Genomic DNA, 24,141 nt, shown 5'->3' on the forward strand with positions numbered 1-24,141 from the left:
GGGGCGCAGTCACCTCGAAGCCATGATGAATTCGCGATGAATTCGCGGTAAACAGCCCCGCTCGCATTGCCGATTCGCGCTGACCATGGCATCGGCTATTTCTTTCCGATCAGATCATCATCATGAACGTTCAGCCGACCCAACCCACTTCGACCGATCATGGCGTGCCGCTCGACTCGCTTACGCGACCGCGTGCCGAAAGCTGGCAGGCCGCCTGGCTGCGCCGCGCGATTCCACTTGTGATGGCGTTGCATTTCAGTTCGAGCCGCCGCCCGGCGCCCGACGTGCATGCGCTACGCTTGCGCGCGCATCGCTACAGCTTGCCTGGACGGCTCGCCGCGGCATGCCTTTATCCGCGCATGCGCCGTCACGCCGATGCCGAACTGAAGGGCGAATGGATTCGTCCGCCCGGCGCTGCACAGGAATCGGTGGAGAGAGTGGTGCTGTACCTGCATGGCGGCGCGTACTACTTCGGCTCCCCCGCGACGCACCGTGCGTTGACCATCGAACTGGCCCGTTCGACGCACTCGGCCGTGTTCGCGCTGGACTACAGCCTCGCGCCCGAACATCCGTTTCCCGCCGCGCTGGAGGACACCCTGCACGCCTATCGGGCGTTGCTGGCGCGCCGCATCGCGCCGCGCTCGATTGTGTTCGCCGGCGACTCGGCGGGCGCCGGCCTCGCGCTCGCCGCGCTGGTGGCATTGCGCGACGCGAGCGAGCCGCTGCCCGCGGGGGCCGTGCTGTTCTCGCCTTGGGCGGATCTGACGACGATCTGGCGCGCGAGCCACAACGCGTTGTCGATGAACCGCACCGCGATGGAAGCGGCCGCCGACATGTATCTTCGCAACGTCAGGCGCTTCGAGCCGCTGGCGTCGCCCGCGCGCGCGAAGCTGCATGGCTTGCCGCCCATTCACGTGCAGACCAGCGACGCCGAGGCGCTGAGCTTCGATGCGCGCGAGCTCGCGGTAAAACTTCAACGCGCAGGCAACGCGGTCGAGTTCGCGCAATGGCATGCGATGCCCCACGCGTGGCAGTGCTTCTCGCCGTTCGTGCCGGAAGCGCGCGCGGCGTTGGCCGAGGCTTCGGGATTTATTGGCCGCTGCTGGGCGGGCGCGACCTTGCGATGAACGCGTTGATCGCGGCGGCGAGCGCGTGCGGGTATTGATACATCATCGCGTGGCCGGCCGAGCGCACGACGCGCAGTTGCGCATGCGGAATCTGCTCGGCGAGTGCTTCCGAGTTCTGCTTCGGCAAGACCTGATCGTCGGCGCCCGTCAGGACCAGGGTAGAGAGGCGCACGTTTTTCAGCGCTGCGGCGGCGGCCTCGTTGCCGGCCCAATCGTGCAGCAGCGCGGACTGGCCTTCGGTCACCGTCGCCGAAATGGCGGGCGACTGATAGTCGGCCGGCTGGAACATATTCTTACGGAAGCACCGCTGCGCCGCGTCCACCGCAGTAGGCGGAAACAGGACCCGCATGACGTCCATGAAGGTCGTGCCCGATTTGCCGGACAGGGTGGCTTCGACGTCGGGCGTCACCGGCACGCCGAGCGATCCCGGCGCGGGCGCGCTCATGAGGACGATGCGCCGCACGGCGAGCGGCGGGTCGAGTGCGAGTTGTTGCGCAATGGCGCCGCCCATCGACCAGCCGACGAAGGTGACGTCGGAGAGCCGCAGTGTGTCGATCAACGCGGCCGCGTCGAGCGTCATGTCCCGCGCGGAAAAGCTGGACGCACCCGGTTCGGAGCGGCCGATGCCGCGGTTGTCGAAGACGATCACTTCGTGCCGCCTGGCGAGATCGGTCAGAAAGGCCGCGTCCCATTCGGCGATCGTCGCGCGAAAGCCGGTTTGCAGCACGATCGGCGTGCCGTGGCCGAAACGGTAGTACGCGATATCACCGTTCACCGTATGCGCGATCTGCTCGCGAATCGATGGCTTGTGGTCCGGGCGATCGGCGACGACAGGGCAGGCCGTTTCGTTCGCGTAGTGGACGGTTTTCGCTTCGACGAGCGTGGCCTGCGTGGCGCCAAATAGCGCCAGCAGCGAAGTCGCCGCGATGACACGGCGCAGGCGTGTCATGACGCCCGGCCTTTGCCGGCTTCGCCGAGCATGACGGTCCAGCCAAGTCCTCGCACGTTGCGAATCACCGTGAGCCCGAACTTCTTGCGCACCGAATGGATCAGCACATCCACCGCATTACTTTCGACCTCCTTGCCCCAGCCGTACAAACGGTCTTCGAGTTGTTCGCGCGACAGGATCGTGCCGGGGCGTTCGAGAAACGCGAGCATCAACGCGAATTCGCGTGCGGAGAGCACGGTCGTGGTGCCGTTGCAGGTCAGCGTGCGTTTGTCGAGATCGAGGCTGAGCGATTCGTCGCCGAGACGGGACGACGCATAGCCGGCCTTGCGGCGGATCACTGCGCGGATGCGGGCGAGCAGTTCGGGGACGTCGAAAGGCTTGAGCAGGTAATCGTCGGCGCCGACATCGAGACCCTGGACACGCGAATCGAGATCGTCGCGGGCGGTCAGGATCAGCACCGGAACCGCGTTGCCGGCCGAGCGCGCCGACTTCAGCAACTCGATGCCGCTCATGCCGGGCAAGCCCAGATCGAGCAGCACGACGGTGTATTCGGCATTGGCGATGGCGTCGCGCCCGGCGATCCCGTCCCTGACCCAGTCGACGCTATAGTCGGCGTCCTTGAGTGCACGCAGCAGACTTTGGCCAATCTGCAGATCGTCTTCAACGAGGAGAATTCTCATGATCTTCCTGTCGGCAGCAGTCAGGTTGTGCCTGACTCGCAGCTCGCGCGTGTGTGGCCAGGCCACGGTAGGCGAGCGATTGAATGATAACCGACGCACGCGCGGCGGCATGATCCGGAGTGCCGATCTGGTCGAATGGATGAGGAGTTTTGTGCGTGTCGACGCAAGCGTGGACGTGGGACGATTGGAAGACTTCGCTGCGTGCGCAGCGACGGGTGGCCGAGACTCGTGGCGTGCCGAAATCCCGCTGGCGCAAATGGCGGATCGAGCCGCCACATGACGCGGTGTGGCGGCTCGCGGCGTCGTCAATAAGCGCCGGCCATGGCGAGCAGATAGAACGGCAGCAGGTCTTCGTTCGATGGCGGCGGCTCCAGCGCTGCTCCGGATACGTCAACGGTTGAGTTGGCGGTGTCGTCGGACTGGGTGGAAAGGGCGATTTGCGTGTCCATGATGCTAATCCTCGTGATGATCGAACCGCATCTGTGGAGATCCGAAAGGGTCTTTCCGTGCGGTACAGAGTCATCGTGATCCTCGTGAATTAGCGTGAAATTAGTCGATGTTCCGAGCGCTGCGATGGAGAAGCGCAGGGCTGCGAAACGCGGCTGCTAGCGCGAAGCCTGCCCGGCCGCGTGCTGCTCCGGATACCACGACGTGAACTTGACCGCGGCGATCAGCGCGGCCACGGTCGCCATCACGCCTACCGAATGGGGCAGCGCCGGCGCATACACCATCGCGATATCCGCGAGCACCAGCATGCCGAACGCGAGCGCCCAGGCCGCGCTGATCACATAGTTGACGTGGATGAAACGCGCGCTGTTCCAATGCTCGCGACCGACGGTCTCGCGTGCGTATTGCAACGTGAAGGGCCGCCGCAAGGCGATCGACGCCAGCACGATCAGCGCGAGCCCTGCGTCGACGCGCAGCCGAACCGCGGCGATCGACCAGTGCACGTCGCTGGTCAGTGCGTAGATGGCCAACGCCCCAAATAGCAGGACGGTGCCGACTTCCAGCAGCTTGACGTGGCGAGCCGGGCTCACGAGATCGCGCACCAGCAGCGCGGCGGCGACGAGCGCACCGGCAATCAGTCCCGCCTGCGCGCCGGCAAGGCGTTCGATCACCGCAAAAGCCAGGAATGGGGCAAAGCTCAGCAAGAGATTCATCGTGGACTCCAAAGGAGGGAGAGGTTCGCGTGATGGCAGCCGCCGTGCGTTTCGCAAAAAGCGGACTACGCATGGCGGACATGCGAAGCCAAATACCGATATGTTTACAGTGGAAAGATATCGCCTAAATTTTCAGCGTGAGTCAAGCGGAAATGATTGGGGCTAATGTCATTCGTTCGCCGGGCAAACTACCTCGACGCCGACGTCGATCGACTTGCAGACGAGCGTGGTCTTAGTGCTCACTTTCACCTAACTCTTGACGTCGATCATGTGTCCTGCAGCACGCGAAAACGACGCTTATCGAAAACAACCAAGGGTGAAGGAGAATCATCATGTCGACACTTCGTTCAGCATTGGCCGGCGCCGTGATGGCCGCGTCCGCTCTCGCGGTGAGTACCGCTCATGCCGCCGACGGCTGCGGTCCGAACGGCTGGCGCGGTACCTGGGGCCATTGCCATTACGCCCCGCCGGTCTATGTCGCGCCGCGCCCGGTGATCTATGCGGCGCCGCCGGTTTCGACCTATGCGTGCCCTCCAGACTACTGGCTGGGGCCGTGGGGTCATTGTCGGGATACGCCGTATCACGGTCGCCTGCCGAATGGCGGGTGGCAATGAGGGGGCGTGCCGTGGACGTTGCGGTGTTTGGACTGGGAAATTCAGAACTTGCATGCGCAGTTGTATGCCAGCCCGCTACGGAGGGTTTTGATTCTCGACATACGTAACGCTTACGCGGATGCGCCGATAATGTGGGCACGCGCCAGCCCGGATGGTTAGATTAATTCCGCATTGAAGCTCAGAAGGACCAGGCAAATGATTAAATCAGTTCACGAATACCCCGACAATTACGACCCTACGGGCGACAACCCGCCATTGACTGCGGCCCAGGAGGAAGCAGTGAGTCGCCTGACGGCAGTTGATCTACGCGCCATTGATGCCGCTATCCTCGCTAACGTAGTCGATGACTGGCGCAAGGTTGCGAGAGTGGCAGGCACGGCCATGAACGTGTATGCCGACCAGAAACTGTATCCCGGCTTGGGTGACGTGTTTTACGCACAGCGGATCAAGCTGATGGTTGAGAAGGGGCTGCTTGAGTCGGTCGGCAACCTGAACAGAATGGGCTACAGCGAGATTCGCTTACCGCAGCCCACCAGTGGCCAGCTCGCTCCCGCAACAAACGACGAGCCTTAAAGGCATCTTCCGTACAGACATGGCGCTGCCATCGTTCACGACGCGCCCGTGATCGGCGGTGCTGAGACGGAACGGATGTTTGTGGACCTTGTGTGGAGTTGACCCTGCAACTCAGGACACTTGGACACCGTTAGGTTGATGATGCAGCGGTTCGCCGGAACTCCCGGGGAGAACGGTATTTCAATGCTTTATGCGGGTGTCGCTCGTTATAGTGTTCAAAGGCACCGGCCAGATGCGAAAGCGCCGTTGGGACGTCAGGCTTCTCCATAAAAGCGATGTAGTCGTGCTTGATAGTCTTCACGAACGATTCGGCCATGCCGTTACTCTGCGGCGAACGGACAGGCGTAGTCAACGGCTCCAGACCTAACTCGCGAGCGAAGCTGCGCGTGCGATGGTCGATGTAGGCAGAGCCGTTGTCCGACAGCCATTCGATGGGTGCGTCTGCCTGCGTTGTGCCGAAGCGTTGCTCGACCGCTGCGAGCATCACATCACGCACGACGTCGCCGCTATGGCTGCCAGTAGTCGCTGCCCAGCTGATGGCTTCCCGGTCATGGCAGTCCAGTGCAAACGTCACGCGCAACGGGGAGCCGTCGTCACAACGGAACTCGAAGCCGTCCGAGCACCAGCGGACATTACTCCGGTCAACGGCAATGCGTCCATCATGTCGGCGGGTATCGCGACGTTGGCCAAGGCGCCGAAGCAGCAACTGGTGGTCGCGCATGACGCGATAGACCCGCTTGGCGTTCACGCACGGCGCACCAGTCATTTCATGACTACGCCGCAGCAGTGCCCAGACTCGCCGGTATCCATACGTCGGCAAGCCCGCCACATGCTCATGGATTGCAGCGACCAGCTCCGTGTCGTCGGTCTGTCGGGCGCGGCGGCCGTCCTGCCAGTCCGGGGAGCGGGCTTTTCTGACTGCCAAAGCAGAGCGCGCCACGCCGAGAACATCGCAGACCGTTTTCATTGGTCGTCCCCGGGCAGTAAGGGCGAGCGCGCAATCCAGTTTTTTGAGCGGCCATATGGAACCTGCGCCTGATCGCTCAGCATCAACTCGGTGGTTTCGCGCCATGCCGGCAGTGTTTCGCCCAGTTCATGGCCGAATAGTTTACCTGTCGGCAACGCCTTCCAGGCCATGTAGCATTCAACGCAGATTTCTGGAACGAAGGCTTTGCCATTGGATTGCAGTCCGGTGAGGCTTGCTGGGGGTGCAACCGGATCATTTCCCAGTTCCCAGTTGGTGAGCCAGACTCCCAGTTCGGCATCGCTGATCGGCTGCCACCAGGCGCCGTTCGTTGACACCTGAGCAGTGTGCGAGGACGCCGTACCGTCTGGACCGTACCGGTAATCGACTGCCAGTACACGGGCAAGTCCACCATTTAACGAACTTGCCGGTTCGTTATACTGAAAGGACTTTACGCGACCGCGCTCGTCGTACCCGACGCTCGCCTGACCGCTATTACCCGCTATCTGCGTCGCGCGGTTCTCGGCGTCACGACTCAGGGTTCTCATTGCCCAACCCGATACGGCGTCCTGCGTCGTCGCGATGTCGCCGCGCGCGTCATACGTGTAGGTCCAGTCTTCAGTCTTCGCACCATTCCGGACGACAGTAGCAGACAGAAGACGGCCCGCCTGGTCATAACGTGCCCCGACTGTCATCTGATTGCCCGCCGCAACTGCCTGCATTCCCTGTTCGCCCGTCAGGTCGGTTGTCTGCCACTCTGCGTAGCCGGTGACGTTACCTCCTGTGTCATAGACGAAAGCCCTGATCTTCCCAGGTGTCGCGACAAGATGCGGGCGCAGCGACGTGCTGTCACTGTACTCAATGGTCGTTACTGTCTTGCTGCCAGCGACTGTTGCAAATGCCTTGGTTGGCCGGTTGGCGCCGTCCCACGTGTACTGTGTATTCCCATCCGGCGTAACTGTCTGCTTCAGGTTCCCGGACATATCCCACGTGCGTGACACCGTGCCACCGGGCGTGACAATAGAGCCAGGACGAGACGTATCTCCAACATTAAAGGAGTATGTGCTGTTGCCAGCCAGGTTGCCGACCGTTGTCGTGCCCGAGCCATAACTCAGTGAAACATTACGGGTCGTGTCAGGATGAGTGGCCGAGATCGCGCGTCCACTCGAATCGTAGGTCCATGTTGCAATCCGTGAACCGGATTCGTCCTTTAACCCGGTCATTGCATTGGGGAAGCGGGCATCCTCATAAAGGTACTGACGAACGTATCCAATCGGCGCGGTTACTGAAACAAGATTACCTTTCGCATCGTACGCATAGTGCGTCGCATTGCCCGAAGGAGGCACCACGCTCAAGAGGCGACTATTGCTGTCGTATGTCAGGCTGAGTGTCAGCCGCGATGCAATCTGCCCGATCCGGTCGACGGGCCACTGCACAATCCACTCAATCCTTTGCCCTACGTACCCAACCTCACGGTACATACCCGTGCGGGTTGTCTCGGAGTGCAACAGACCCATACTGTCCGAGTATGTTTCCGTCGTACCGAGTCGCTCGTCTTTCAGGTAGAAGTATCCGTCGCCAGATTTTGTCAGGGAAATACCTGCAGTTCCCGGTACGGCCCACGCTCCGCCACTCGACTTGAATATCAGGGGCTGTCCGTTAGCGCGATATGCTGTGACTCTCGGAGTGCTTGCATTGATTGCGGTTAGATCAAGCCTACGCTGCCAGTTGTTGATCCAGAACCCACCCATCGCTGTCTGCGCTTTGTCGAATGGCTTCGAAACATACGTACGACTAAACACAAGCGGCGAGGTGTCGCCGCTTGCAAAGTCAGTTTCAGAGAGCGTGACAATCCCATTTGCCGGAAATACCGGGTCCGCCACCGGGCAGGTATCGTCCGGCGGAGTACCGGTTGAATTACACCACTGATCAATCTGGGCAAGATCATTGATACACGCGTAGTTGCCCATTCCGCCTGGCGTATTGCTGGTGACATCGAGCTTGCAGGTCTTTGAACCCGGCGTGGCGCCGGACTTAGCGTACAGCGAGAAGCAGTCGTCTGCGTTTGCGCTGAACGCAAGTATCAGCAAGATGAACGCAGCCATTAGGCGGCCCGAAAATCCGGCCGCCTCTCCGTACAGTCTGTGTCTTTTCATTTTTATCGCTATTGGTTTACTTTTTACTTGTTTGACGCACAAGCACCCTATAGGGATCAAGATGACCGGAAAATCCGACAATTCTTAAAATTACGCTCACCTTGCATTCACGCAAACCTTGACCAGGGAATGCTGACGCGAGCTGTAGGAACCTTCAACAACGTTCATCAGACATCGTCGATCGAAAGCTAACGAAATGGCGGACCCAAGGCACCCGATACGGCCATAATCAATGAGGCAACCGAGCAAAAAAGACGGGTGCCGTGAAGGCCACCCCAAAGGAAGTGCGACCTCAGGGTATGGCGTCGCCGTTAAATAGTAATACTAATTTTCTCACCGATAAACAGATGCGCGTTGCATCAGCAAGTCACTTTAACAGGCCGATGCAGCCATAGCCTGTGTTGCTGCGCCAAGGGAACCGTCCTGGTTGATGTTAGTCCGCAACAAATACGTCACCCGTGGATGCAGTAAGTAGTGACCGGATGCGCAGCGGGTGCCAGCTCGCATCCGGACCGACCAGTTGCGCAACCACGTTGCAGGCTTTCGGCAGATAGATCCACCTCGGGTAGAACCGCTGCTCGTTCGTGATGTCCGGTACGGTCTTCACCATACGGACGAGGCTCTCGTTCGGATCGTGGTCCGTCGCCGGGTAGCGTTCACGTGGCAGGGTCATGTCATCCCCTCACTGTCTGACATACGGGGGCCTAGGTCTTATCTTCCCGGATAGCCGCGACGTTCAGGATATAAACGCCCCACGTACCAGTCGCCTCATGCACGCGAAGCCGGCCGGAATTTCGATCGCCTGGAATGTTCCAGGCCGGTCCACATATCCTGATGGTGTCCCGGATGAAATCGTCCCTGAACTTAACGCCAAACCGGCAACCCTTCCAACCGCTGCTTCGCTGGTATGTGACATCAAAGGTTCGCGAAGACTGCGCGGTGAACCGTGGCATGGCTGAAAAGCATTGCCACATGGCAGCGCAAGCAAGCAGCCCCGCGACCACAGCGGTTCCCGTCACATGGGCAGCGATGTTTCTCAGCGCCCCGCGAAGCCTCTTGAATGTACAGGCCCAAAGCAGGCCAAGAATTACCGCTAAATCACCTGCATAGACATACCACGTTACCCACGCACCGAGGTGGCAGTCACCGGACAGTACTGCTCCCGTCAACCAGGCAAGAATAGGCAGGAGAAAAATACTCAACGGCTTCCGGGGCGCGCCGTCACCCGCGCTGTTTGCCAGCCTGAATGTCATTTGTACGCCTACCTATGTCTCAAAAACGGCATTCTTTCATTCTGCGTCGCAGTGCCATCTCAATTTGAAATGTGGCGTTGTTCATCACTTAAAGCGGGGATGATCGGCGATATTGCCATCATCCGGCGCGAGCACCACGCCACCGTGTCCGCCCGTGTCGCTGATGGTGTTATTGCTGCCCTCGATGGTCACGAGTGTGCAACCACTGAGAAGCAGTACCAGGCTGCAAGTGACTTGAACAACGATGGAATTCATAAGTCGTCCATAAGAGTCGACATCGTTGCCCATGGATCATGCGTAAGAAACTTAATCAAGCGACATCGGCTTTATCATCGCGCGGACTTCTTTGCCTGTAAGCTCAAATTCGAGCGTTTGACCGTCGTGGTACACCACAATCTGGTCCTTAGACTGCGCGATTCGAAAACCTGTCGCAATCGTTTTGCCATCTTTGACGATCTCAATACACACACCCGTCGCCTTTTCGCACCCTTTAGCAGAGTCCTTAACCATCAACCCGGACTCATAAAGTGCGGCAGCTTCTCCCACGACTGCAGGAAGCGCGAGAACGATACCCAAGGCTGGAGTACACAAGAAGGTTATGCAGAAACAAAGAAACAATCCCTTGACCATGCGGGCCAACTGCGTTGCATAGATGTTTCTAGCGTGGGGAGGAGTTGTGACGACTTTCCTCTTGCCTTTCTGCAACCCAATCCGAACACCAACCACTGTTCCAACCGTGCCGCCCACAAGAAAGTAAGCAATTAGGGTTGCGACTCCTGCCCAATGTCTGCCGACCATTCGGGCATGCCGCCTGCAAAAAAGACGAATCCTCTTATGCCCATTAGCAGGTAATTGGGCTGATCAAGCGGGAATACCCTACTGTCAACGTTAAACTGGCCGAGCAGCGTCATGTAGTAAGACTGCCCGACCAGATAGCCTGTCGCTGCGATAACAACACCAAAAATTGTTAAAACCCTCGCCCCGATCCAATCGGGCAAGCCCATAAATTTATCTAGAACCTGGATGCTCTTCAAGCGGCTTCCCTTGTGCAAATAGTGATCGCTACGCATGGCTTCATGCAGGCGTTAGATGAGTGGGCTGATCTTGGCACGATCGGTGGGTTGATGCCCGCTGGCTTCAATGTTAGAAGCCGTGCATGGTGACCTTGCAGTTCGCCACCGAGACACCCGCTCCGAAAAACTCACTGCTCGATCCCGTGGCGGACCTTGTTTGCGACCGCTACCGGCGTGCATGGCATTGGCGTGCGATGGACCGCATAGATCGATGGACCGTTGAACAGGCGCTGCAGAATTCCTACCAGCGATACCACAGCATCCTTTCCGCGTGACGCGGAACGGGTCGATGCGTCGGGTATCGACCTCGATATCTCGGTTGTCGATGTGCTTGACCGCTATAGGGGCGTCTAGGGGAACCGTCGTGAACTGCGAGGTCTCCACTGGAATCCTGAGGTGTGCGCCGGCCTATGGTGGGCAGGACGGAGGCATGACGGGCGCATCATGTGACTCGCGCTACCGTACTGACGTGGTGTTCGATACACATTCAGCGAGCCGCTACAGCGGCGTGTTCGTGGTTGATCCGGGTGCGGTGCTTGTCGTGTCTGCGTTCGATCTCGCAGGCGGCACGATGAACGTGTTCAAGGTTGCGCTCGCGTCACACCCCTTGCACGGACCGGTGCGTTGTCCACCATCGCTTCGGGATGCCACGCTTCGAACATGGCTTTCACGATCAGTTGTGATTCCGCATGCTCACGCTCCCGGTCGGCCAGTTCCTGCTGTTCCTGGACAACCCGCGCCTTCTCGACCTTCAGCTTGTCCGCGACAAGCTTCCTCTGGCCTGCCGGGTCGCCGCCGCGTTGTACACGCAGTTTCGTTTCATCAAGCTTCAGCTAGATGGCGACGAGCGCCACGCGCGGCCATGCACCAAGTGGCATTTCACGCGACTCGCCGTCGAAGGGTAGCGATAGCGGAAGTGGACGCTGATTCCTTTCGCGCCGGCATGCACGCGACCGGACAGGCCGGTGCCGGCGTTCACGATACGGTCATGATCAGCGGCGCCAAGTCTAAGGCGCGACCCTTCGCTGATGGTTTGCGAACGATTTTCCCCCACGATATTCCCCACCAAACACCTGCCGTGCCCCGATGATACGGACAACCGGAGGCCGTGTGCCAACAACTAAGTTGTTGAATTCAAACGGAACAGATGTTCGTGGACCTTGTGCGACGCGAGATCAAGTTACCCACAGAAATTGTTCGCAACCCTGTGGACAACTCCTGGCCAAGCGAGATAACTGATTGAGCGCAGAGTAATTTCTTCGCGGGAGCAGCGAACGCGCTCACTCCATCGGCGAGGCGAGCAACGACACCGGCACGCCATGGCAACTGACCCGGGCGACGAGCGCCGCGTCCAGGCCCGCACTCGACTTCTCGTGCGCGTCGAACGAGGTCATGTCCCGGTCGACCCGCAGAATGTTGATGGGCCACGACCGCCGGGACAGCCGTTCGTGCGCGAAAGCGCCGACCCATAGCGGTGTGACGGACATGCCATTCGCCACCGCGTAACCGCTGGGCCAGAAACGCAGCACGTCGCGTTCGTCGCGCGTGTCGCCCGGACGCATGAAGACCGCCGAGGAAGGCACGCCGTTGTTGAGCTTCGGCAAGACCGGCAGCGACACCGCGGCCACGTTGGGCGAAGCCAGCGAGAGCAGGCTGTGCGCCGAGACGTCCGTGCCCTCCACCCACCCCTGGGCGCGCAACTGTCCGCGCATCGAATCGAGGTTCGAGACCCACTGCAGCGTGAGCGGCTCCTTGCGGTCGCCGCCCATGTCCGAGCGGTAGCACGGCAGGCGCTTCCACACGGAGAGCGTCCACTGCGATTGTGTGACCAGCACGGGAGGCGGCCGCAGCGCGCTGTCCGGCGGCGGGGTCGGCATATTGAAACCGACCTGCACGCCCACGCTGACCAGCACGATCACCAGCACCACGACGGGCATGAACGCGCGTTCGGGCGGCGCTTCCGGGTGCCGCCACATCGCTGTCAACGCAACGATCGCCACCCAGATGTACGCGAGCGCGGCGCCGCCGATCGCGTCGGACACCCAGTACCTGCCGAAGTACAGGCCCGCGAGCGCGACCAGGATCACCACGATCGCACTCGCGGCCGCCACCAGCACACCCTCCAGCCTGCCGACCCGGCGCGCCAGCAGAAACGCCAGGAAACCGTAGACGATGACGGTCGCGGCGACGTGATTGCTCGGAAACACATAGGCGCCGATCATCTGCGCATTGGGTGGCGCGCGGCGCATCGCGAACTGCAGCACGTAGATCAACAATTGGGAAAACACCACCGCCGCGAGCCAATAGCCGACGGTGCGCCAGCGCCGCTCCAGCAGCATCCACACCGCGACCGTCACGACCAGCGCCGCGAGCGTGAAGCTGCTGCCGAGCGTCGAGAGACCGGCGAGAACGGTGTCGCTCCAGGGCGTGCGTACCGATTGCAGGAAGTGATAGACGGAGAGGTCCACTTGCGTCAGCGGATCGCCGCTGATGACGTCGTCGAGCACGCCGAAAAACAGCGCGCCCGACACGAGTACGACCAGCGACGTCAGCAGGATGCTGCTGGCGTCGGGTGTGCCGGGGTCGAGCATCTTGCGCGCGAAACGGCCGAACGGCCCCGGATGCCGGCAGGCCCAGCTGCCCACCTGGCGGCCCGCCGCGCTCGACCACGCATTGGCATGCGAGAGCAGAAAACGCGCGGCGCGAAAGCTCAGCCAGACGATACCCACCAGCAGCGCGATGATGACGACGAGCCGGAACGACACCGCGCCGGCCAGCAGCACCGAGGCGCCGAATATCATGCCCGGCAGGATATGGGCGGGCGCCCAGATCAGCGCGGACAGCACGTTCATCGCGTAGAAGCGCAGCGGCGACATGCCCAGCATGCCCGCCACCACCGGCACGATCGCCCGCAAGGGGCCGATGAAACGCGCCAGCACGACGCTCTTCGCGCCATGTTTGCGGAAGAAGCGGTGGCCTGCCTCGAGCACCTCGGGATGTTTGCAGAACGGCCAGAACTGGACGATCCGGTCCTTGTAGCGGCTGCCGATCCAGAAGCTCATGCCGTCGCCGGCGATGGCGCCCGCGATCGCCCACACGAGTGCCCAGCCGAGGCTCAGCGAGCCGGTACCGATCAGCGCGCCGGCGAGGAACATGGCGGTGCTGCCCGGAACGAAAGTGCCGATGACGGCGAGAGACTCCAGCAAGGCCGCCAGGAAGATGACCGTGAGCGTCCAGCCGGGATGACCGGCTAACAGATGCAAGAGGTGGATGTAGGCGTGCTCCATCGTGCGCGATCAGCCGTTCTGGCGTAACGATTGATCATAACGCGCGAGGGAGCCGTCTTATTCCTTTTTGGGAACCGGCCGCATGTTCACGAAGCGCTAAGCGAATCGCCGGAGACGTGGACGCGTTGGCCGATCTGCACGGTCGGCTGCGTCGGGTAGCTGAAGTTGCGGTAGCTGCCGTCCTGCATACGGACCTGGACTTCGTAGGTGGTCTGCTTGCGCACCGCGTGTTCGATGCCGTTACCGGCGAGTCCGCCGCCGACCGCGCCCGCGATCGTCGTGAGAATCTTGCCGCGGCCGCCGCCGATCTGATTGCCGACCAGCCCGCCCGCCACCGCTCCGCCCAGCGCGCCGAGCCCCGTGGTCGGCTCGGGCGCCTGCACCGTATTGATGGCGACGACTTCGCCCGCGTATGGGTCGGCGGCGACCGGCCGCGGCGTCGCGGCTTCATAAGGTGCCTGGTAGCCCTGATTGTTTGCGTAGTTCGGCGCGGCCACCGGGTTTGCGCGGCGCGGGTGGTGAACCGGCGGCCGGGCAGGGGCGGCTTGCTGCGCTGTCTGCTGAACCGGCGCCGGTTGCGGCGCCGCGATCGGTGCGCTGGCGATCTGCGGCGCCGCTGCCGAGACCGGCAGCGCGGGTTCCGTGACGGCATGCGAAGTCGGCAGCAGGCCGGTCATCGCGGCGATGCCGGTTGCGCTCGCCAGGATGACGGCGACAGCCGCGCCGGCAACCAGCGGATGAATACGGCTGCGTTGCGATTGGCTGGTAGTGAGGTTCGTGTTCATGGCGGACTCCGCGGGTAGGTGCCTGCAATAACGCCGCGAAACTGCGTCCGGTGCACACGGAAAGCGTGGTCCTTTGTAAGGATTTGTACAACTTCGCGCGCGCGGTTACAGGTTCAGATCTCGTCGCTGAATTCGTCGAGGAAACGTTGCAGTCGGTCATGGCGAATGCTCGCCAGCCGCGCGCCGGTCGCCGTCTGAAAACCCGCGGAGAGTTTCAGCAGCTTGGTATGGAAATGGTCGAGCGTGTAGCGCGTGTCATCCAATGGGCGCTGTGTTGCGTGCGGATCGGCCGGGTCGTACAAGGCGCGGCCCATCCGTCCGGCGACGTAGAAGCAGCGCGCCACGCCCAGCATGCCGAGCGCGTCGAGCCGGTCGGCGTCCTGCAGCGTTTTCGCTTCGAGCGTGGTCGGCGTGACGCCGGCTGAAAAACTGTGCGCCTCGATCGCGTGCGCCGCGGCCTCGACTTGCGCTTGAGGCCAGCCGAGCGAGGCCAGCACGCGTGCCGCTTTTTGCGCGGACAGGCGCGACGCCTGCGCGCGCAGCGGCGAGTTTTTTTCGACCGCTACGCAATCGTGCAGCAGCGTGGCGGCGAACAGCACCTGCGCGTCGCCGCCTTCTTCCGCCTGAATGGCCGCGGCGTTTTTCCAGACGCGTTGCAGATGCGAGGTGTCGTGCGAGCCGTCGCCGTTGTCGTCGTCAGCGTGCGGCAGGAGGGTTCGGGCCAGATCCTGAAAGGGGGCGAAGGCGGCTTGGGTCATCGGCGCAGTTTGTGAAGAAAGCCGTCGATTATCGCGCATCGTTCGTCGAGTTCCGGTTTGGCGGCGGTGAACGAAGCGGGTCGGGCGTCGTCATACTATTTGAGCGGCCTGCAATGCGGACCCCGCGGCCGCGCAATTCGACGATGTAACGGAGTTGGCTATGAAGATCGTAAAGGGCAGTATCGTGGCGTCGGCGCTGATGATCGGTGCCGTTGCCGTAGCGTATGGACAGTCGGTCACGCAGCCGGGCGCCACCGGTGCGGCTGCCGCCAATGGCGCGCCTTCCGGCATGACCAACAACGCGGGTGCCACAGCGGGAACGGGTCCGGCAACGGCCGCCGGCATGAGCCCGATGTCGCCGGGCGTGGGAACGATGGGCGGCGCGGGCGCCGGTCCCGCGCTCAACACCATGCGGGCAAACGGCACGAGCCTGAACATGAACCCGGACCCGCGTGTGCCGAATCTCGCCGGCAAGGGCATGCCGCCGCGGAATTAGTCAGCAAGCTGCGTGCGTCCATCGCGTGATGGCCGCGTATAAAATGCACGCCTCGGCAAGCGGATCCGCTTCGACAGCAAGGAGATGGGCATGGCGTACGGCGAGCACAAATACAAGGTATCGGTGCAGTGGACCGGCAATCGCGGAAGCGGCACTTCCGGCTACCGCGACTATGGGCGCGAGCATGTGATTGCCGCGGGCAAGAAGCCCGATATTCCAGGTTCATCGGACGCGGCCTTTCTCGGCGACGCCAATCGCTGGAATCCGGAAGATCTGCTGGTCGCCTCGGCCAGCGCCTGTCACAAACTCTGGTATCTGCATCTGTGCGCGGATGCCGGCATCGTGGTGACCGCGTATCGCGACGACGCCGAAGGCACCATGCTCGACGATCCAAAGCAAGGCCGTTTTTCACAGATCGTTCTACGCCCGCGCGTCGTGGTTCGGGCGGGCGGCGATGTCGAACTCGCCGCGCACTTGCATCACGTGGCGCACGAGAAGTGCTATATCGCGAACTCGGTCAATTTTCCGATACTCTGCGAGCCGGTCATCGAAACGGACACGCATTGAACGAGGCAGGCCCCGGCCGCCGCTCGCCGGAGGAGCGGGCGGCGGCGCGGCGCTATCGATTCAGTGCAGCAGCGTCATCTGAACGACCTTCACGATCACCAGCGCGACCGCCACGATCAGATAGCCGCGCAGCACACCCATCCAGACACGCTTGGACATCGTCAATTGCGGCGCCGGCAGTTCGTCCAGAGGCGGCATGCGCCAGGCAGCGCGGGTTTCCTTCGACAGGCTGAGCTCGCTTTCGTGAGCCGCGGAGTTCTCTGAGTCCCGCCGCAGCTTGCGGACCACGACGGTGGCCGCGTAGCCTGCCACGGCCATCAGCGTGCCGCCCGCGAGCACTTCAAGAATCGCTTCGCCCGTGATGTCCGGATACATTACCGATGCCGTGAGAATGATGGATAGCATGACGAGCACCCAGACTACTGCGCCTGTGAAAACGTTGAGCTTCTTCGAGTTCACCCACGGTCCGAGGACCGCACGGTCGTTGCACAACAGCAGCAGAAACACGGTCGCGCTCGGCAGCAGCACGCCTGCGAGCGTCTGCACTGCTTCCGTCAGAAGGCCGAGCGGGCTGCCCGGAATCAGCACCAGCGTCGCCGCGGCCGCCACGATGCCGAAGTAGACGAGGTAGAAGCCCTTCGCGTCCGACACACCGCGATGCAGCGAGTGGCGAATCTTGAAGACGTCGCCGATCGCGTAGGCGGTGGACAACGACACTGCCGCCGCGCCGATGATGCACGCGTCGAGCAGCGCCACGGCGAACAGCACGGCGGGCGTGCGGCCGGCATATCTTTCGAGGTCGGCGATCACGCCGCCCGCATCGGTGAAATTGCCGGATTCCGGCTTGCCCGCGTAGAGCGCCGCGCAGAACGAGATCATGGCCACGGCGCCGATCATCACGAAGACGATACCGATCCACAGGTCGGCTTTTTCGTACTTCATGAAGCGCGGCGTGATGCGTTTATCGACGATGTAGCTCTGCTGGAAAAACAACTGCCACGGCGCGACGGTGGTGCCGACAATGCCGATCACGAGCAGCATCACGTCGCTGAGTTTCGAGTGGGCGGGCCAGCCGGGAATCAGAAAATCGTGTGCCATCTGGCCGGCCGGCGGATGAATCGACACCAGCACGGGCACCAGCAGCAGGCTCATCAGGCACAGGACCACGGCGAAGCGTTCGAAGCGCCGGAAGTTACCCGTGCTGACCGCGGCCATCGTCACCGCCGCCGCGATGCAGACGCCGGCCACTTTCGAAATGCCGAAGAATTGCAGCACGAACGTAATGCCGATGAACTCGGTCACGATCGTGAGCGCGTTCAGGATGAACAGATCGACCACGCTGAAGGCGCCCCAGAACTTGCCGAAGCGCTCGAAGATCAGCCGTGCGTGACCGACGCCGGTCACGGCTCCCAGACGCAGCACCATCTCCTGATTGACGAACAGCACGGGCACGAGCAGCAGCATGGTCCACAACAAGGTGGTGCCGTAGTTCTGTCCCGCTTGCGTGTAGGTGCCGAAGGCGCCGGCATCGTTATCGCCGACCATCACGATGAGGCCGGGCCCGAGAATCGCGAGCAGCGTGCGCACACGGGCCCACCAACTGTTGCGCGCACCCGTGTCGTGATGGGCGATGGTGCCGAGCGCGCCCTTGATATCGCCGAGGTGCGCGTCGTCGAGAACGGCGCTGCGGGGTGGTGAGACGTTGATTGGAGTGGACATGCTAGCCGCCTGAGTAGGTTTGATTGGATTGAGCGGGGCGCCTTCAGGATTCGCAGGGTGTACGCGGTCGAACGACGGCGGCGCAGGCGGATCGCGAAGGCGCGCTGAGCTGGGCGTGCGTAGTTACGAAGCGGTGTGCGAAGCGGGCAGCGAAGCGCGGCGCGACGCGAGCGCCTTGAGGCGTTGCCAGGCTGCCGCGAGCCAGTGCGGCGTGGTGTCGTGCAGCGCGAGAGCGGCGTCGCTGTGGGTGTGGGTTTGCTGCAGTGTCGGTACGAGGATGGCGAAGTACATGTTATTTCTCCGGGCGTATGGCTTGACGCGGATTGCGGAAAGCCAGCAGACACGGAGCGCGGCGCATCAGGCGCGGCGAAGGACGTCTACTTGCTTTCCTTAGGCAAATAAAGCTTTGCGTGCCCGCTCGGTCGTGACTGAGCGGCACTTAAGCGGCATATGGGATAACTGTCACTGTCCATGGTGGCTCCTAATCGGCGTTCAGTACGCACGTGTTTGTCCACGCGCCCGGCCGCGCCGTGTCGAACGAATCGAAACGGCGCGAGCGAACGCTGCCGCGAGCCGAGGCTCGCGACGCGATGCCATTCGACGAAACGCACGTGCGTAAGCACGTCCGCGGCCGGATGGCGCTAATCAAGGTGCACGGAGAGGGTTACTGCGGCGCGCACCGTCTGCCTGCTGGCAAGACGGCGGCTAAGAAAAGAGAGCGCGGGCGTCGGGCCGGTCAGGCAGTGAAGCTGTTCGAAAGTCGACTACTGCTGGTGTCCAAGGCATGGGCCCCGTTTGTGAAGACGGCGAATTTTAGGCACTCCGGCAAGAGGAAGTCAACATGCTTCGTTAAACGAAGCAAATATTCTTTTATGGGGCGTGGGGTAGGCCACGTTGTGGTTGCCGGAGGCGTCTTGTCTTTCAGTTTGGACAGGAAAGAAAGGCTAATGAAGGGTATGTTTTTGCCGCTGGCGCAGAGAGGATTGGGCTGATATCGCGGTCCGGGTTCCGTGTGCAACTCGGCCTGGTCCGGCGCCCGCACTGGCAATAAACACGAGGCGGTTGCCGCGCGTTTGTGACTCGCGGGTACAGGCGAGCGTGCCCAGTCGATGGAGCCGATTTCGGGCGCGCTTCGCCGCCGCTACACCGCGAAGCAGGCTTCGAGGCGTCTCAGCGATTGCCGTCGAGCAGATCGCCAAGCAGTTCGTCGAACGCGGCTTGCGCGTCTTCGAGTTCCTGCAGCGCGGCGTCGAACGTTTGCAGCGCGAACTGCGAAGGCTTGCCGCTGCCGGCCGGCGGGAATTGCGATTGCAGCGACGCGAACGCCGACTGCACGCGCTGCGTCGCGGTCAATACGCGCTGCATCGCCGCGGTTTCTTCGGCTCGCGCCTGTTCGTGATCCATGAGAACTCCGTATTCGTCTGGTCGGCTCGCGCCGTTTTCAAAGGGGTGACTATGCCACGTTCGCGTTCAGGACAGCGGCAAGCCGCCGTTGGCCTTCACTTCGCGCAACGACAGTGCCGATTCCACCGATGTCACGCCCGGCAGGCTGCGCATCTCGTCGCGCATGAAGGTGCCGTAGTCGTCGAGGTCGCGTGCCACCACCTGCAAGATGTAGTCGGCGCTGCCCGACACGTTGTGACACGCCAGGATTCGCGGGATGGCCTGCACCTCGCGCTCGAAGCGCGTCGCCACCGTGCGGTCGTGCACGGCAAAACGCACGTAGACGAACGCGACCACGCCGAAGCCGAGCGCGGAGCGTGACAGCATCGCGCGGTACTGGTCGATATAGCCGTCGTTTTCGAGGCGCTTGAGACGGCGCGCGCAGGGCGTTTCGCTCAGGCCGACCGTTTCGGCCAGCCGCGCATTCGACATGCGGCCATCTTTCTGCAGCGCGGCGAGGATCGCGCGGTCTGTTTTATCGAGGTCGGTTGTCATGGCTCAGTGGTGCTGATCACGGATTGGAGGAAAGCATAGGCTTAAGCCGCAATGTTAGCGCATTCCTCCAAACATGAGCACACGAGGCCGGTAATTCGCCAGCAAACCCTCCGCCGACGATAGCAAGATAGAGCCTTGAAAACAGGAGACTTTCATGATTTCCGCACATCTGCTGGCCGTGTATATCGCAGCGCTTTTCGTCGTCTATGCCGTGCCCGGACCGGACATGGCGCTGGTGCTGCAAACCAGTATCGGACGCGGCGTGCGCAGCGGTTTCGCGGCTGCCGGCGGCCTCGGTCTCGCGCGCGCGGCGCACGTCACGCTCTCGGCATGCGGGGTGGCCGCGCTGTTGCGCAGCGCGCCCTGGCTGTACGACGTGGTGCGCTATGGCGGCGCGGTTTATCTCGCATGGGTGGGGATTCAGATTTTTCGTTCGCCGGTGTTCGCGCTGCCTGACGGCACAACTGCGGGTGCTACCGCAAGCATCGAGCCACGCCCGCTGCGGGCCGCTTTTGTCAAAGGCCTGCTGACCAACTTGCTGAACCCGAAAGCGCTGCTGTTCTGCTCGGTGCTGCTGCCGCAGTTCGTGCGCCCGGAGGCGGGGCCGGTGGCCGTGCAGATGGTCGAGCTCGGTCTGGTGCTGCTCGCTATCGGCGCCTGTTTCGACGTGATGTATGCAATCGGTGCCGCCCGGATCGCCGGCTGGATGCGAGCCCATCCGCTCGCGCAAACGCTGCAGCGCTGGACCTTCTCGGCGGCGCTGATCGGCTTCGCGCTGCGGCTCTCGCTGGACTGATTCCGGCTGGATACGGCGCGGCGCGTCTTCGGACCGCCCACGCGGCCAACCGCGCAAGAGAGGCCGCTTACTTGCTCAGCTTATGCTCGCGCCGCGAGCGGTCCTCGATGATTTTCCTGCGATGCTTGTCTTTCATCTTCTTCCAGCTTTTGCATTCGTCGCGCGTGCGCAGGCAGCCGATGCAGAAGCCGGTTTTACTGTCGAACTTGCAGATGTCGATGCAGGGTGACGCGATGCTCATGGCGAATGGCAATTAAAGTCAATGCGGCGACTCTCGCATGCGCCGTGCCCGCACGCAAAGTGATTGTGTTAATAAAGCCAATAGAGAGCCACACCTTGTTCGTGGCAACACAATCACTCGCTGTCACTCTCAATGAAAACTTTTCTGCTTTATGCCGTGACCGCCATTGCTGAAATCGTCGGTTGCTATTTGCCGTGGCGGTGGCTGAAAGAGGGCGGTTCGATCTGGCTGCTGGTGCCGGGCGCGCTCAGCCTCGCGCTGTTCGCCTGGCTCCTGACCTTGCACGGCACCGCCGCAGGCCGCGTGTATGCGGCTTACGGCGGTGTGTATGTGGCAGTGGCGATTGCCTGGCTATGGTGCGTCGACAAGGTGCGGCCCACGCTGTGGGACGCCGCCGGCGTGGCCTTTACGCTGGCCGGCATGGCGATCATCGCGTTCCAGCCGCGCGTTTGAGCTGGCCGGGACGCGGATCTTTGCGCTCCCCATGATGCATCTCTCTGTGAGCGCTCATTGCCCTATCTGCGCAACCGTCAAACCTGCGCAGGCGCGCCCTCTTACTTGATGCCGCCGAGATAGTCGAGTTTGCCGAGTTCGACGCCGTTGTGACGCAGAATGTCATACGCCGTCGTGACGTGAAAATAGAAGTTCGGCAACACGAAACCGAGCAGATACGACAGGCCCGTGAACTCGACCGGACCCGTGCGCATCTTCAGCGTGATCGCGCGTTCTTCGGAGCCGTCGATCTGCTCCGCATTGAATTCCTTCAGATAATCGATCGTCTTTTGAAGGCGGGCAATCAGTTCTTCAAAAGTCTGTTCGACGTCTTCGTACTTCGGCGCTTCGACGCCGGCCAGACGCGCGGCGCAGCCCTTCGCGGTGTCGCTGGCGATATAGACCTGACGCGTCAGCGGCAGCATGTCCGGTGCGAGCCGGCCGGTGGTGAACACCGTGGGCTCGATCTGTTTCGCGGCGGCATGCGCTTCGGCTTTGCCCAGAATGACCTGCAGGTTCGTCAGGCCGCGGATCAACACGGGCAGTGATGCTTGATACATCGAAATTGACATGGGGCTTCCTCTGATTCTTTTGATCGTGCGCGCGGATGGCGCGCGAGGCAACGTAACGGCTGGATTGCCGCTGCAGCATCATAGCGCGAGCGATGAAGGATGCGCATCGAGCGACACGACGTTAGCCATTCGGACAACTGCCGCGCGCGCCGGAACTGTGTTTGAATGGATTGGTCGGACAGTTTGACGTCCTTGATCAGCAAACTTGCCGCCGGCTTCAGGCAATGAGGTTGTGCAGGCGCGTGGCATGCTGCTTCCACCCCGTGGAGCGCGCCGCCACGCTAACCGGAGAGTAGACCATGGTCAATAAGCACCCGCTGCCAGGCAGTGAACGCACAGTGGAACAGGGTTCGAAAGTCGTGGGGCAATGCGATCCGGCGCAGCGGATCGAAGTGTTCGTCATGCTGCGCCGTCAGCAGCAGGCGCAGTTCGACGCGCTGATGAGCAAGATCGAAGCCGGCGACCCCGGCGTCAAGCCGCTCTCGCGCGAGACGCTCGCCAAGGATTACGGCGCCGCGCCCGACGACATCGCCAAGGTCAAGGCCTTCGCCACCGCACACGGTTTGACGGTGGTGCGTGAAGATCCAGCCGCGCGCACGGTGCTGCTGAGCGGCACGATTGCCCAGTTCCAGGACGCGTTCGCCGTCAAGCTGGAACACTACGAACACCACTCGACCGGCCAGTTTCGCGGGCGTACCGGCACGATCAGCGTGCCCGACGATCTGCACGGCGTGGTGCAAGCCGTGCTCGGCCTCGACAACCGCCCGCAGGCGCGTCCGCACTTTCGCATCCGGCCGCCGTTCCAGCCGGCCCGCGGTCATCAGGTTTCGTTCACGCCGCCGCAACTCGCGTCGCTCTACCACTTTCCGCAGGGTGACGGCGGCGGTCAGTGCGTCGGCATCATCGAACTGGGCGGTGGATATAACACCAGCGACCTCAAGTCCTACTTCGCGAGCCTCGGCGTCGCATCGCCCAAGGTGAAGTCGGTCGGCGTCGATCAGGGCAGCAACCAGCCGACCGGCGACCCGAACGGACCGGACGGCGAAGTCACGCTCGACATCGAAATCGTCGGCGCGATCGCGCCCGGCGCGTCGATCGCGGTGTATTTCACACAGAACAGCGACGCCGGCTTCATCGACGCGGTGAGCCGCGCGGTGCACGATACGACCAACAAGCCGTCGGTGATTTCGATCAGTTGGGGCGGCCCGGAGTCGAACTGGACCAGCCAGTCGTTGCAGGCCTTCAACAGCGTGCTGCAGTCGGCGGCGACCCTCGGCGTGACGGTCTGCGCGGCGTCGGGCGACAGCGGTTCGAGCGATGGCGCGGGCAGCGGCGACCAGGTCGACTTCCCGGCGTCGAGCCCGTATGTGCTGGCCTGCGGCGGCACGAGCCTCACTGCGTCGGGCACCTCGATCTCGCACGAGGCGGTCTGGAACGACGGCGCGCAGGGCGGCGCGACCGGCGGCGGGGTGAGCCAGGCGTTCCCGGTGCCGGGGTGGCAGAAGGGCTTGTCCGCCACCTCGTCGAGCGGCGGCAAGAAGGCGCTCAGCGGGCGCGGCGTGCCGGACGTGGCGGGCGACGCTTCGCCAGTGACCGGCTACAGTGTATTGATCGACGGTACGCAGACGGTGGTCGGCGGCACCAGCGCGGTGGCGCCGCTGTGGGCCGCGCTGATCGCGCGCATCAATGCGGCGAAGGGGCAGCCGGCCGGCTTTATCAACCCCAAGCTGTACAAGGCGAGCGGCGTGTGCAACGACATCACGCAAGGCAACAACGGCAGTTTCTCGGCATCCGCGGGTTGGGATGCCTGCACGGGGCTCGGCAGTCCCAATGGTCAGAAGGTGGCGGCCGCACTATAGTCTGCAACACACGCCTCGAAGGAAGTCCTTCGGGGCGACATAAAAGACGTGAACGAAGACGTGAACGAACCCATGGAGCGAT

At 62.3% G+C, this 24,141-nt stretch carries 29 protein-coding genes and 1 pseudogene; 10 read left to right on the plus strand and 20 right to left on the minus strand.

Annotated features, from left to right (window positions below; all coding sequences use genetic code 11):
• The first annotated feature begins 122 nt into the window (after positions 1-122).
• Complete coding sequence (locus PQR42_RS26060) at positions 123-1,127, plus strand: alpha/beta hydrolase (protein ID WP_408389638.1); 1,005 nt, start codon at positions 123-125, stop codon at positions 1,125-1,127.
• Here PQR42_RS26060 and PQR42_RS26065 read toward each other — a convergent pair.
• The 4 genes from PQR42_RS26065 to PQR42_RS26080 form a co-directional block, all read right to left on the minus strand.
• Positions 1,090-2,076, minus strand: coding sequence for an alpha/beta fold hydrolase (locus PQR42_RS26065; RefSeq protein ID WP_408389636.1), 987 nt, complete (start codon positions 2,074-2,076; stop codon positions 1,090-1,092). The genes PQR42_RS26060 and PQR42_RS26065 overlap by 38 nt on opposite strands.
• Positions 2,073-2,756, minus strand: coding sequence for a response regulator transcription factor (locus PQR42_RS26070; RefSeq protein ID WP_408389634.1), 684 nt, complete (start codon positions 2,754-2,756; stop codon positions 2,073-2,075). The genes PQR42_RS26065 and PQR42_RS26070 overlap by 4 nt, the downstream gene beginning before the upstream one ends.
• 305 nt (positions 2,757-3,061) lie before the next feature.
• The gene (locus PQR42_RS26075; RefSeq protein ID WP_408389632.1) at positions 3,062-3,205 is read right to left on the minus strand and encodes a hypothetical protein; all 144 of its coding nucleotides are present in this window, start codon (positions 3,203-3,205) and stop codon (positions 3,062-3,064) included.
• Positions 3,206-3,361: 156 nt separating this feature from the next.
• Complete coding sequence (locus tag PQR42_RS26080; RefSeq protein ID WP_408389630.1) at positions 3,362-3,916, minus strand: DUF3159 domain-containing protein; 555 nt, start codon at positions 3,914-3,916, stop codon at positions 3,362-3,364.
• Between the two features lie 332 nt (positions 3,917-4,248).
• Here PQR42_RS26080 and PQR42_RS26085 point away from each other — a divergent pair, with 332 nt between their 5' ends.
• Together PQR42_RS26085 and PQR42_RS26090 are read left to right on the plus strand one after the other, a co-directional pair.
• Positions 4,249-4,530: a GCG_CRPN prefix-to-repeats domain-containing protein gene (locus PQR42_RS26085; protein ID WP_408209184.1), complete on the plus strand. Its 282-nt coding sequence runs from the start codon at positions 4,249-4,251 to the stop codon at positions 4,528-4,530.
• A 195-nt stretch (positions 4,531-4,725) separates the two neighbouring features.
• Entirely contained in the window at positions 4,726-5,103 is a 378-nt protein-coding gene (locus PQR42_RS26090; RefSeq protein ID WP_408389628.1) for a DUF3658 domain-containing protein, read from the plus strand.
• 130 nt (positions 5,104-5,233) lie between these two features.
• Here PQR42_RS26090 and PQR42_RS26095 read toward each other — a convergent pair.
• The 7 genes and pseudogenes from PQR42_RS26095 to PQR42_RS26125 form a co-directional block, all read right to left on the minus strand.
• Positions 5,234-6,115, minus strand: a pseudogene (locus PQR42_RS26095) (IS3 family transposase); the annotation flags it as partial.
• Complete coding sequence (locus PQR42_RS26100; RefSeq protein WP_408493952.1) at positions 6,067-8,172, minus strand: DUF6531 domain-containing protein; 2,106 nt, start codon at positions 8,170-8,172, stop codon at positions 6,067-6,069. The gene PQR42_RS26100 and the pseudogene PQR42_RS26095, both read right to left, overlap by 49 nt.
• Positions 8,173-8,656: 484 nt before the next feature.
• The gene (locus PQR42_RS26105; RefSeq protein ID WP_408392631.1) at positions 8,657-8,896 is read right to left on the minus strand and encodes a hypothetical protein; all 240 of its coding nucleotides are present in this window, start codon (positions 8,894-8,896) and stop codon (positions 8,657-8,659) included.
• A gap of 31 nt (positions 8,897-8,927) precedes the next feature.
• On the minus strand, positions 8,928-9,476 hold the full coding sequence (locus PQR42_RS26110; RefSeq protein WP_408392634.1) for a hypothetical protein: 549 nt from the start codon (positions 9,474-9,476) through the stop codon (positions 8,928-8,930).
• Positions 9,477-9,560: 84 nt separating this feature from the next.
• Complete coding sequence (locus PQR42_RS26115) at positions 9,561-9,731, minus strand: hypothetical protein (RefSeq protein ID WP_408392636.1); 171 nt, start codon at positions 9,729-9,731, stop codon at positions 9,561-9,563.
• 51 nt (positions 9,732-9,782) lie between these two features.
• Positions 9,783-10,274, minus strand: coding sequence for a hypothetical protein (locus PQR42_RS26120; RefSeq protein WP_408209209.1), 492 nt, complete (start codon positions 10,272-10,274; stop codon positions 9,783-9,785).
• Positions 10,238-10,510, minus strand: a complete 273-nt coding sequence (locus tag PQR42_RS26125; protein ID WP_408209212.1) for a hypothetical protein — start codon at positions 10,508-10,510, stop codon at positions 10,238-10,240. The genes PQR42_RS26120 and PQR42_RS26125 overlap by 37 nt, the downstream gene beginning before the upstream one ends.
• A 122-nt stretch (positions 10,511-10,632) precedes the next feature.
• On the opposite strand from PQR42_RS26125, the gene PQR42_RS26130 reads away from it, so the two are divergent.
• On the plus strand, positions 10,633-10,824 hold the full coding sequence (locus tag PQR42_RS26130; protein WP_408392639.1) for a hypothetical protein: 192 nt from the start codon (positions 10,633-10,635) through the stop codon (positions 10,822-10,824).
• 414 nt (positions 10,825-11,238) lie between these two features.
• On the plus strand, positions 11,239-11,454 hold the full coding sequence (locus PQR42_RS26135) for a hypothetical protein (RefSeq protein WP_408209216.1): 216 nt from the start codon (positions 11,239-11,241) through the stop codon (positions 11,452-11,454).
• Positions 11,455-11,829: 375 nt separating this feature from the next.
• Here the strand turns inward: PQR42_RS26135 and PQR42_RS26140 are convergent, their stop codons facing one another.
• The 3 genes from PQR42_RS26140 to PQR42_RS26150 form a co-directional block, all read right to left on the minus strand.
• Entirely contained in the window at positions 11,830-13,836 is a 2,007-nt protein-coding gene (locus tag PQR42_RS26140) for a bifunctional DedA family/phosphatase PAP2 family protein (protein WP_408209218.1), read from the minus strand.
• An 86-nt stretch (positions 13,837-13,922) separates the two neighbouring features.
• Positions 13,923-14,621, minus strand: a complete 699-nt coding sequence (locus tag PQR42_RS26145) for a glycine zipper 2TM domain-containing protein (protein WP_408209220.1) — start codon at positions 14,619-14,621, stop codon at positions 13,923-13,925.
• A 113-nt stretch (positions 14,622-14,734) separates the two neighbouring features.
• Positions 14,735-15,379, minus strand: a complete 645-nt coding sequence (locus PQR42_RS26150) for an HD domain-containing protein (protein WP_408392642.1) — start codon at positions 15,377-15,379, stop codon at positions 14,735-14,737.
• Positions 15,380-15,539: 160 nt separating this feature from the next.
• On the opposite strand from PQR42_RS26150, the gene PQR42_RS26155 reads away from it, so the two are divergent.
• Both PQR42_RS26155 and PQR42_RS26160 read left to right on the plus strand, forming a co-directional pair.
• Positions 15,540-15,875, plus strand: coding sequence for a hypothetical protein (locus PQR42_RS26155; RefSeq protein WP_408392645.1), 336 nt, complete (start codon positions 15,540-15,542; stop codon positions 15,873-15,875).
• 90 nt (positions 15,876-15,965) lie between these two features.
• Positions 15,966-16,442, plus strand: coding sequence for an OsmC family protein (locus tag PQR42_RS26160; protein WP_408392648.1), 477 nt, complete (start codon positions 15,966-15,968; stop codon positions 16,440-16,442).
• Positions 16,443-16,502: 60 nt separating this feature from the next.
• Here the strand turns inward: PQR42_RS26160 and PQR42_RS26165 are convergent, their stop codons facing one another.
• The 4 genes from PQR42_RS26165 to PQR42_RS26180 form a co-directional block, all read right to left on the minus strand.
• On the minus strand, positions 16,503-18,161 hold the full coding sequence (locus PQR42_RS26165) for an NRAMP family divalent metal transporter (RefSeq protein WP_408392651.1): 1,659 nt from the start codon (positions 18,159-18,161) through the stop codon (positions 16,503-16,505).
• A gap of 123 nt (positions 18,162-18,284) precedes the next feature.
• Entirely contained in the window at positions 18,285-18,452 is a 168-nt protein-coding gene (locus PQR42_RS26170) for a hypothetical protein (protein WP_408392653.1), read from the minus strand.
• An 879-nt stretch (positions 18,453-19,331) separates the two neighbouring features.
• Complete coding sequence (locus PQR42_RS26175) at positions 19,332-19,565, minus strand: hypothetical protein (RefSeq protein WP_012426650.1); 234 nt, start codon at positions 19,563-19,565, stop codon at positions 19,332-19,334.
• A 66-nt stretch (positions 19,566-19,631) separates the two neighbouring features.
• A complete protein-coding gene (locus tag PQR42_RS26180; protein WP_408392655.1) occupies positions 19,632-20,099 on the minus strand; it encodes an Lrp/AsnC family transcriptional regulator in 468 nt (155 codons plus the stop codon).
• A 154-nt stretch (positions 20,100-20,253) separates the two neighbouring features.
• Here PQR42_RS26180 and PQR42_RS26185 point away from each other — a divergent pair, with 154 nt between their 5' ends.
• Complete coding sequence (locus PQR42_RS26185; protein WP_408209238.1) at positions 20,254-20,895, plus strand: LysE family translocator; 642 nt, start codon at positions 20,254-20,256, stop codon at positions 20,893-20,895.
• A 67-nt stretch (positions 20,896-20,962) separates the two neighbouring features.
• Here PQR42_RS26185 and PQR42_RS26190 read toward each other — a convergent pair whose 3' ends face one another.
• Positions 20,963-21,136 (minus strand): DUF1289 domain-containing protein, encoded by a 174-nt coding sequence (locus PQR42_RS26190; RefSeq protein WP_310818595.1) that lies wholly within the window; start codon positions 21,134-21,136, stop codon positions 20,963-20,965.
• Positions 21,137-21,268: 132 nt separating this feature from the next.
• Between PQR42_RS26190 and PQR42_RS26195 the strand changes: the two genes are divergently transcribed.
• Complete coding sequence (locus tag PQR42_RS26195) at positions 21,269-21,589, plus strand: YnfA family protein (protein ID WP_116121219.1); 321 nt, start codon at positions 21,269-21,271, stop codon at positions 21,587-21,589.
• A 101-nt stretch (positions 21,590-21,690) separates the two neighbouring features.
• Here PQR42_RS26195 and PQR42_RS26200 read toward each other — a convergent pair whose 3' ends face one another.
• Positions 21,691-22,200 (minus strand): DUF1993 domain-containing protein, encoded by a 510-nt coding sequence (locus PQR42_RS26200; protein ID WP_408392658.1) that lies wholly within the window; start codon positions 22,198-22,200, stop codon positions 21,691-21,693.
• A 299-nt stretch (positions 22,201-22,499) separates the two neighbouring features.
• On the opposite strand from PQR42_RS26200, the gene PQR42_RS26205 reads away from it, so the two are divergent.
• Complete coding sequence (locus tag PQR42_RS26205; protein WP_408209245.1) at positions 22,500-24,059, plus strand: S53 family peptidase; 1,560 nt, start codon at positions 22,500-22,502, stop codon at positions 24,057-24,059.
• Positions 24,060-24,141 lie beyond the last annotated feature (82 nt).

Source organism: Paraburkholderia sediminicola (genome assembly GCF_046027355.1).
GTDB lineage: Bacteria > Pseudomonadota > Gammaproteobacteria > Burkholderiales > Burkholderiaceae > Paraburkholderia > Paraburkholderia sediminicola_B.

Coding starts and splice junctions, on each gene's coding strand:
- PQR42_RS26135 (WP_408209216.1), top strand. CDS start 11,239: ATGCTCACGCTCCCGGTCGGCCAGTTCCTGCTGTTCCTGGACAACCCG.
- PQR42_RS26070 (WP_408389634.1), bottom strand. CDS start 2,756: ATGAGAATTCTCCTCGTTGAAGACGATCTGCAGATTGGCCAAAGTCTG.
- PQR42_RS26145 (WP_408209220.1), bottom strand. CDS start 14,621: ATGAACACGAACCTCACTACCAGCCAATCGCAACGCAGCCGTATTCAT.
- PQR42_RS26165 (WP_408392651.1), bottom strand. CDS start 18,161: ATGTCCACTCCAATCAACGTCTCACCACCCCGCAGCGCCGTTCTCGAC.
- PQR42_RS26175 (WP_012426650.1), bottom strand. CDS start 19,565: ATGGATCACGAACAGGCGCGAGCCGAAGAAACCGCGGCGATGCAGCGC.
- PQR42_RS26075 (WP_408389632.1), bottom strand. CDS start 3,205: ATGGACACGCAAATCGCCCTTTCCACCCAGTCCGACGACACCGCCAAC.
- PQR42_RS26130 (WP_408392639.1), top strand. CDS start 10,633: ATGGTGACCTTGCAGTTCGCCACCGAGACACCCGCTCCGAAAAACTCA.
- PQR42_RS26065 (WP_408389636.1), bottom strand. CDS start 2,076: ATGACACGCCTGCGCCGTGTCATCGCGGCGACTTCGCTGCTGGCGCTA.
- PQR42_RS26085 (WP_408209184.1), top strand. CDS start 4,249: ATGTCGACACTTCGTTCAGCATTGGCCGGCGCCGTGATGGCCGCGTCC.
- PQR42_RS26155 (WP_408392645.1), top strand. CDS start 15,540: ATGAAGATCGTAAAGGGCAGTATCGTGGCGTCGGCGCTGATGATCGGT.
- PQR42_RS26160 (WP_408392648.1), top strand. CDS start 15,966: ATGGCGTACGGCGAGCACAAATACAAGGTATCGGTGCAGTGGACCGGC.
- PQR42_RS26105 (WP_408392631.1), bottom strand. CDS start 8,896: ATGACCCTGCCACGTGAACGCTACCCGGCGACGGACCACGATCCGAAC.
- PQR42_RS26150 (WP_408392642.1), bottom strand. CDS start 15,379: ATGACCCAAGCCGCCTTCGCCCCCTTTCAGGATCTGGCCCGAACCCTC.
- PQR42_RS26090 (WP_408389628.1), top strand. CDS start 4,726: ATGATTAAATCAGTTCACGAATACCCCGACAATTACGACCCTACGGGC.
- PQR42_RS26060 (WP_408389638.1), top strand. CDS start 123: ATGAACGTTCAGCCGACCCAACCCACTTCGACCGATCATGGCGTGCCG.
- PQR42_RS26200 (WP_408392658.1), bottom strand. CDS start 22,200: ATGTCAATTTCGATGTATCAAGCATCACTGCCCGTGTTGATCCGCGGC.
- PQR42_RS26180 (WP_408392655.1), bottom strand. CDS start 20,099: ATGACAACCGACCTCGATAAAACAGACCGCGCGATCCTCGCCGCGCTG.
- PQR42_RS26185 (WP_408209238.1), top strand. CDS start 20,254: ATGATTTCCGCACATCTGCTGGCCGTGTATATCGCAGCGCTTTTCGTC.
- PQR42_RS26170 (WP_408392653.1), bottom strand. CDS start 18,452: ATGTACTTCGCCATCCTCGTACCGACACTGCAGCAAACCCACACCCAC.
- PQR42_RS26100 (WP_408493952.1), bottom strand. CDS start 8,172: ATGGCTGCGTTCATCTTGCTGATACTTGCGTTCAGCGCAAACGCAGAC.
- PQR42_RS26120 (WP_408209209.1), bottom strand. CDS start 10,274: ATGGTCGGCAGACATTGGGCAGGAGTCGCAACCCTAATTGCTTACTTT.
- PQR42_RS26080 (WP_408389630.1), bottom strand. CDS start 3,916: ATGAATCTCTTGCTGAGCTTTGCCCCATTCCTGGCTTTTGCGGTGATC.
- PQR42_RS26195 (WP_116121219.1), top strand. CDS start 21,269: ATGAAAACTTTTCTGCTTTATGCCGTGACCGCCATTGCTGAAATCGTC.
- PQR42_RS26205 (WP_408209245.1), top strand. CDS start 22,500: ATGGTCAATAAGCACCCGCTGCCAGGCAGTGAACGCACAGTGGAACAG.
- PQR42_RS26110 (WP_408392634.1), bottom strand. CDS start 9,476: ATGACATTCAGGCTGGCAAACAGCGCGGGTGACGGCGCGCCCCGGAAG.
- PQR42_RS26115 (WP_408392636.1), bottom strand. CDS start 9,731: ATGAATTCCATCGTTGTTCAAGTCACTTGCAGCCTGGTACTGCTTCTC.
- PQR42_RS26140 (WP_408209218.1), bottom strand. CDS start 13,836: ATGGAGCACGCCTACATCCACCTCTTGCATCTGTTAGCCGGTCATCCC.
- PQR42_RS26190 (WP_310818595.1), bottom strand. CDS start 21,136: ATGAGCATCGCGTCACCCTGCATCGACATCTGCAAGTTCGACAGTAAA.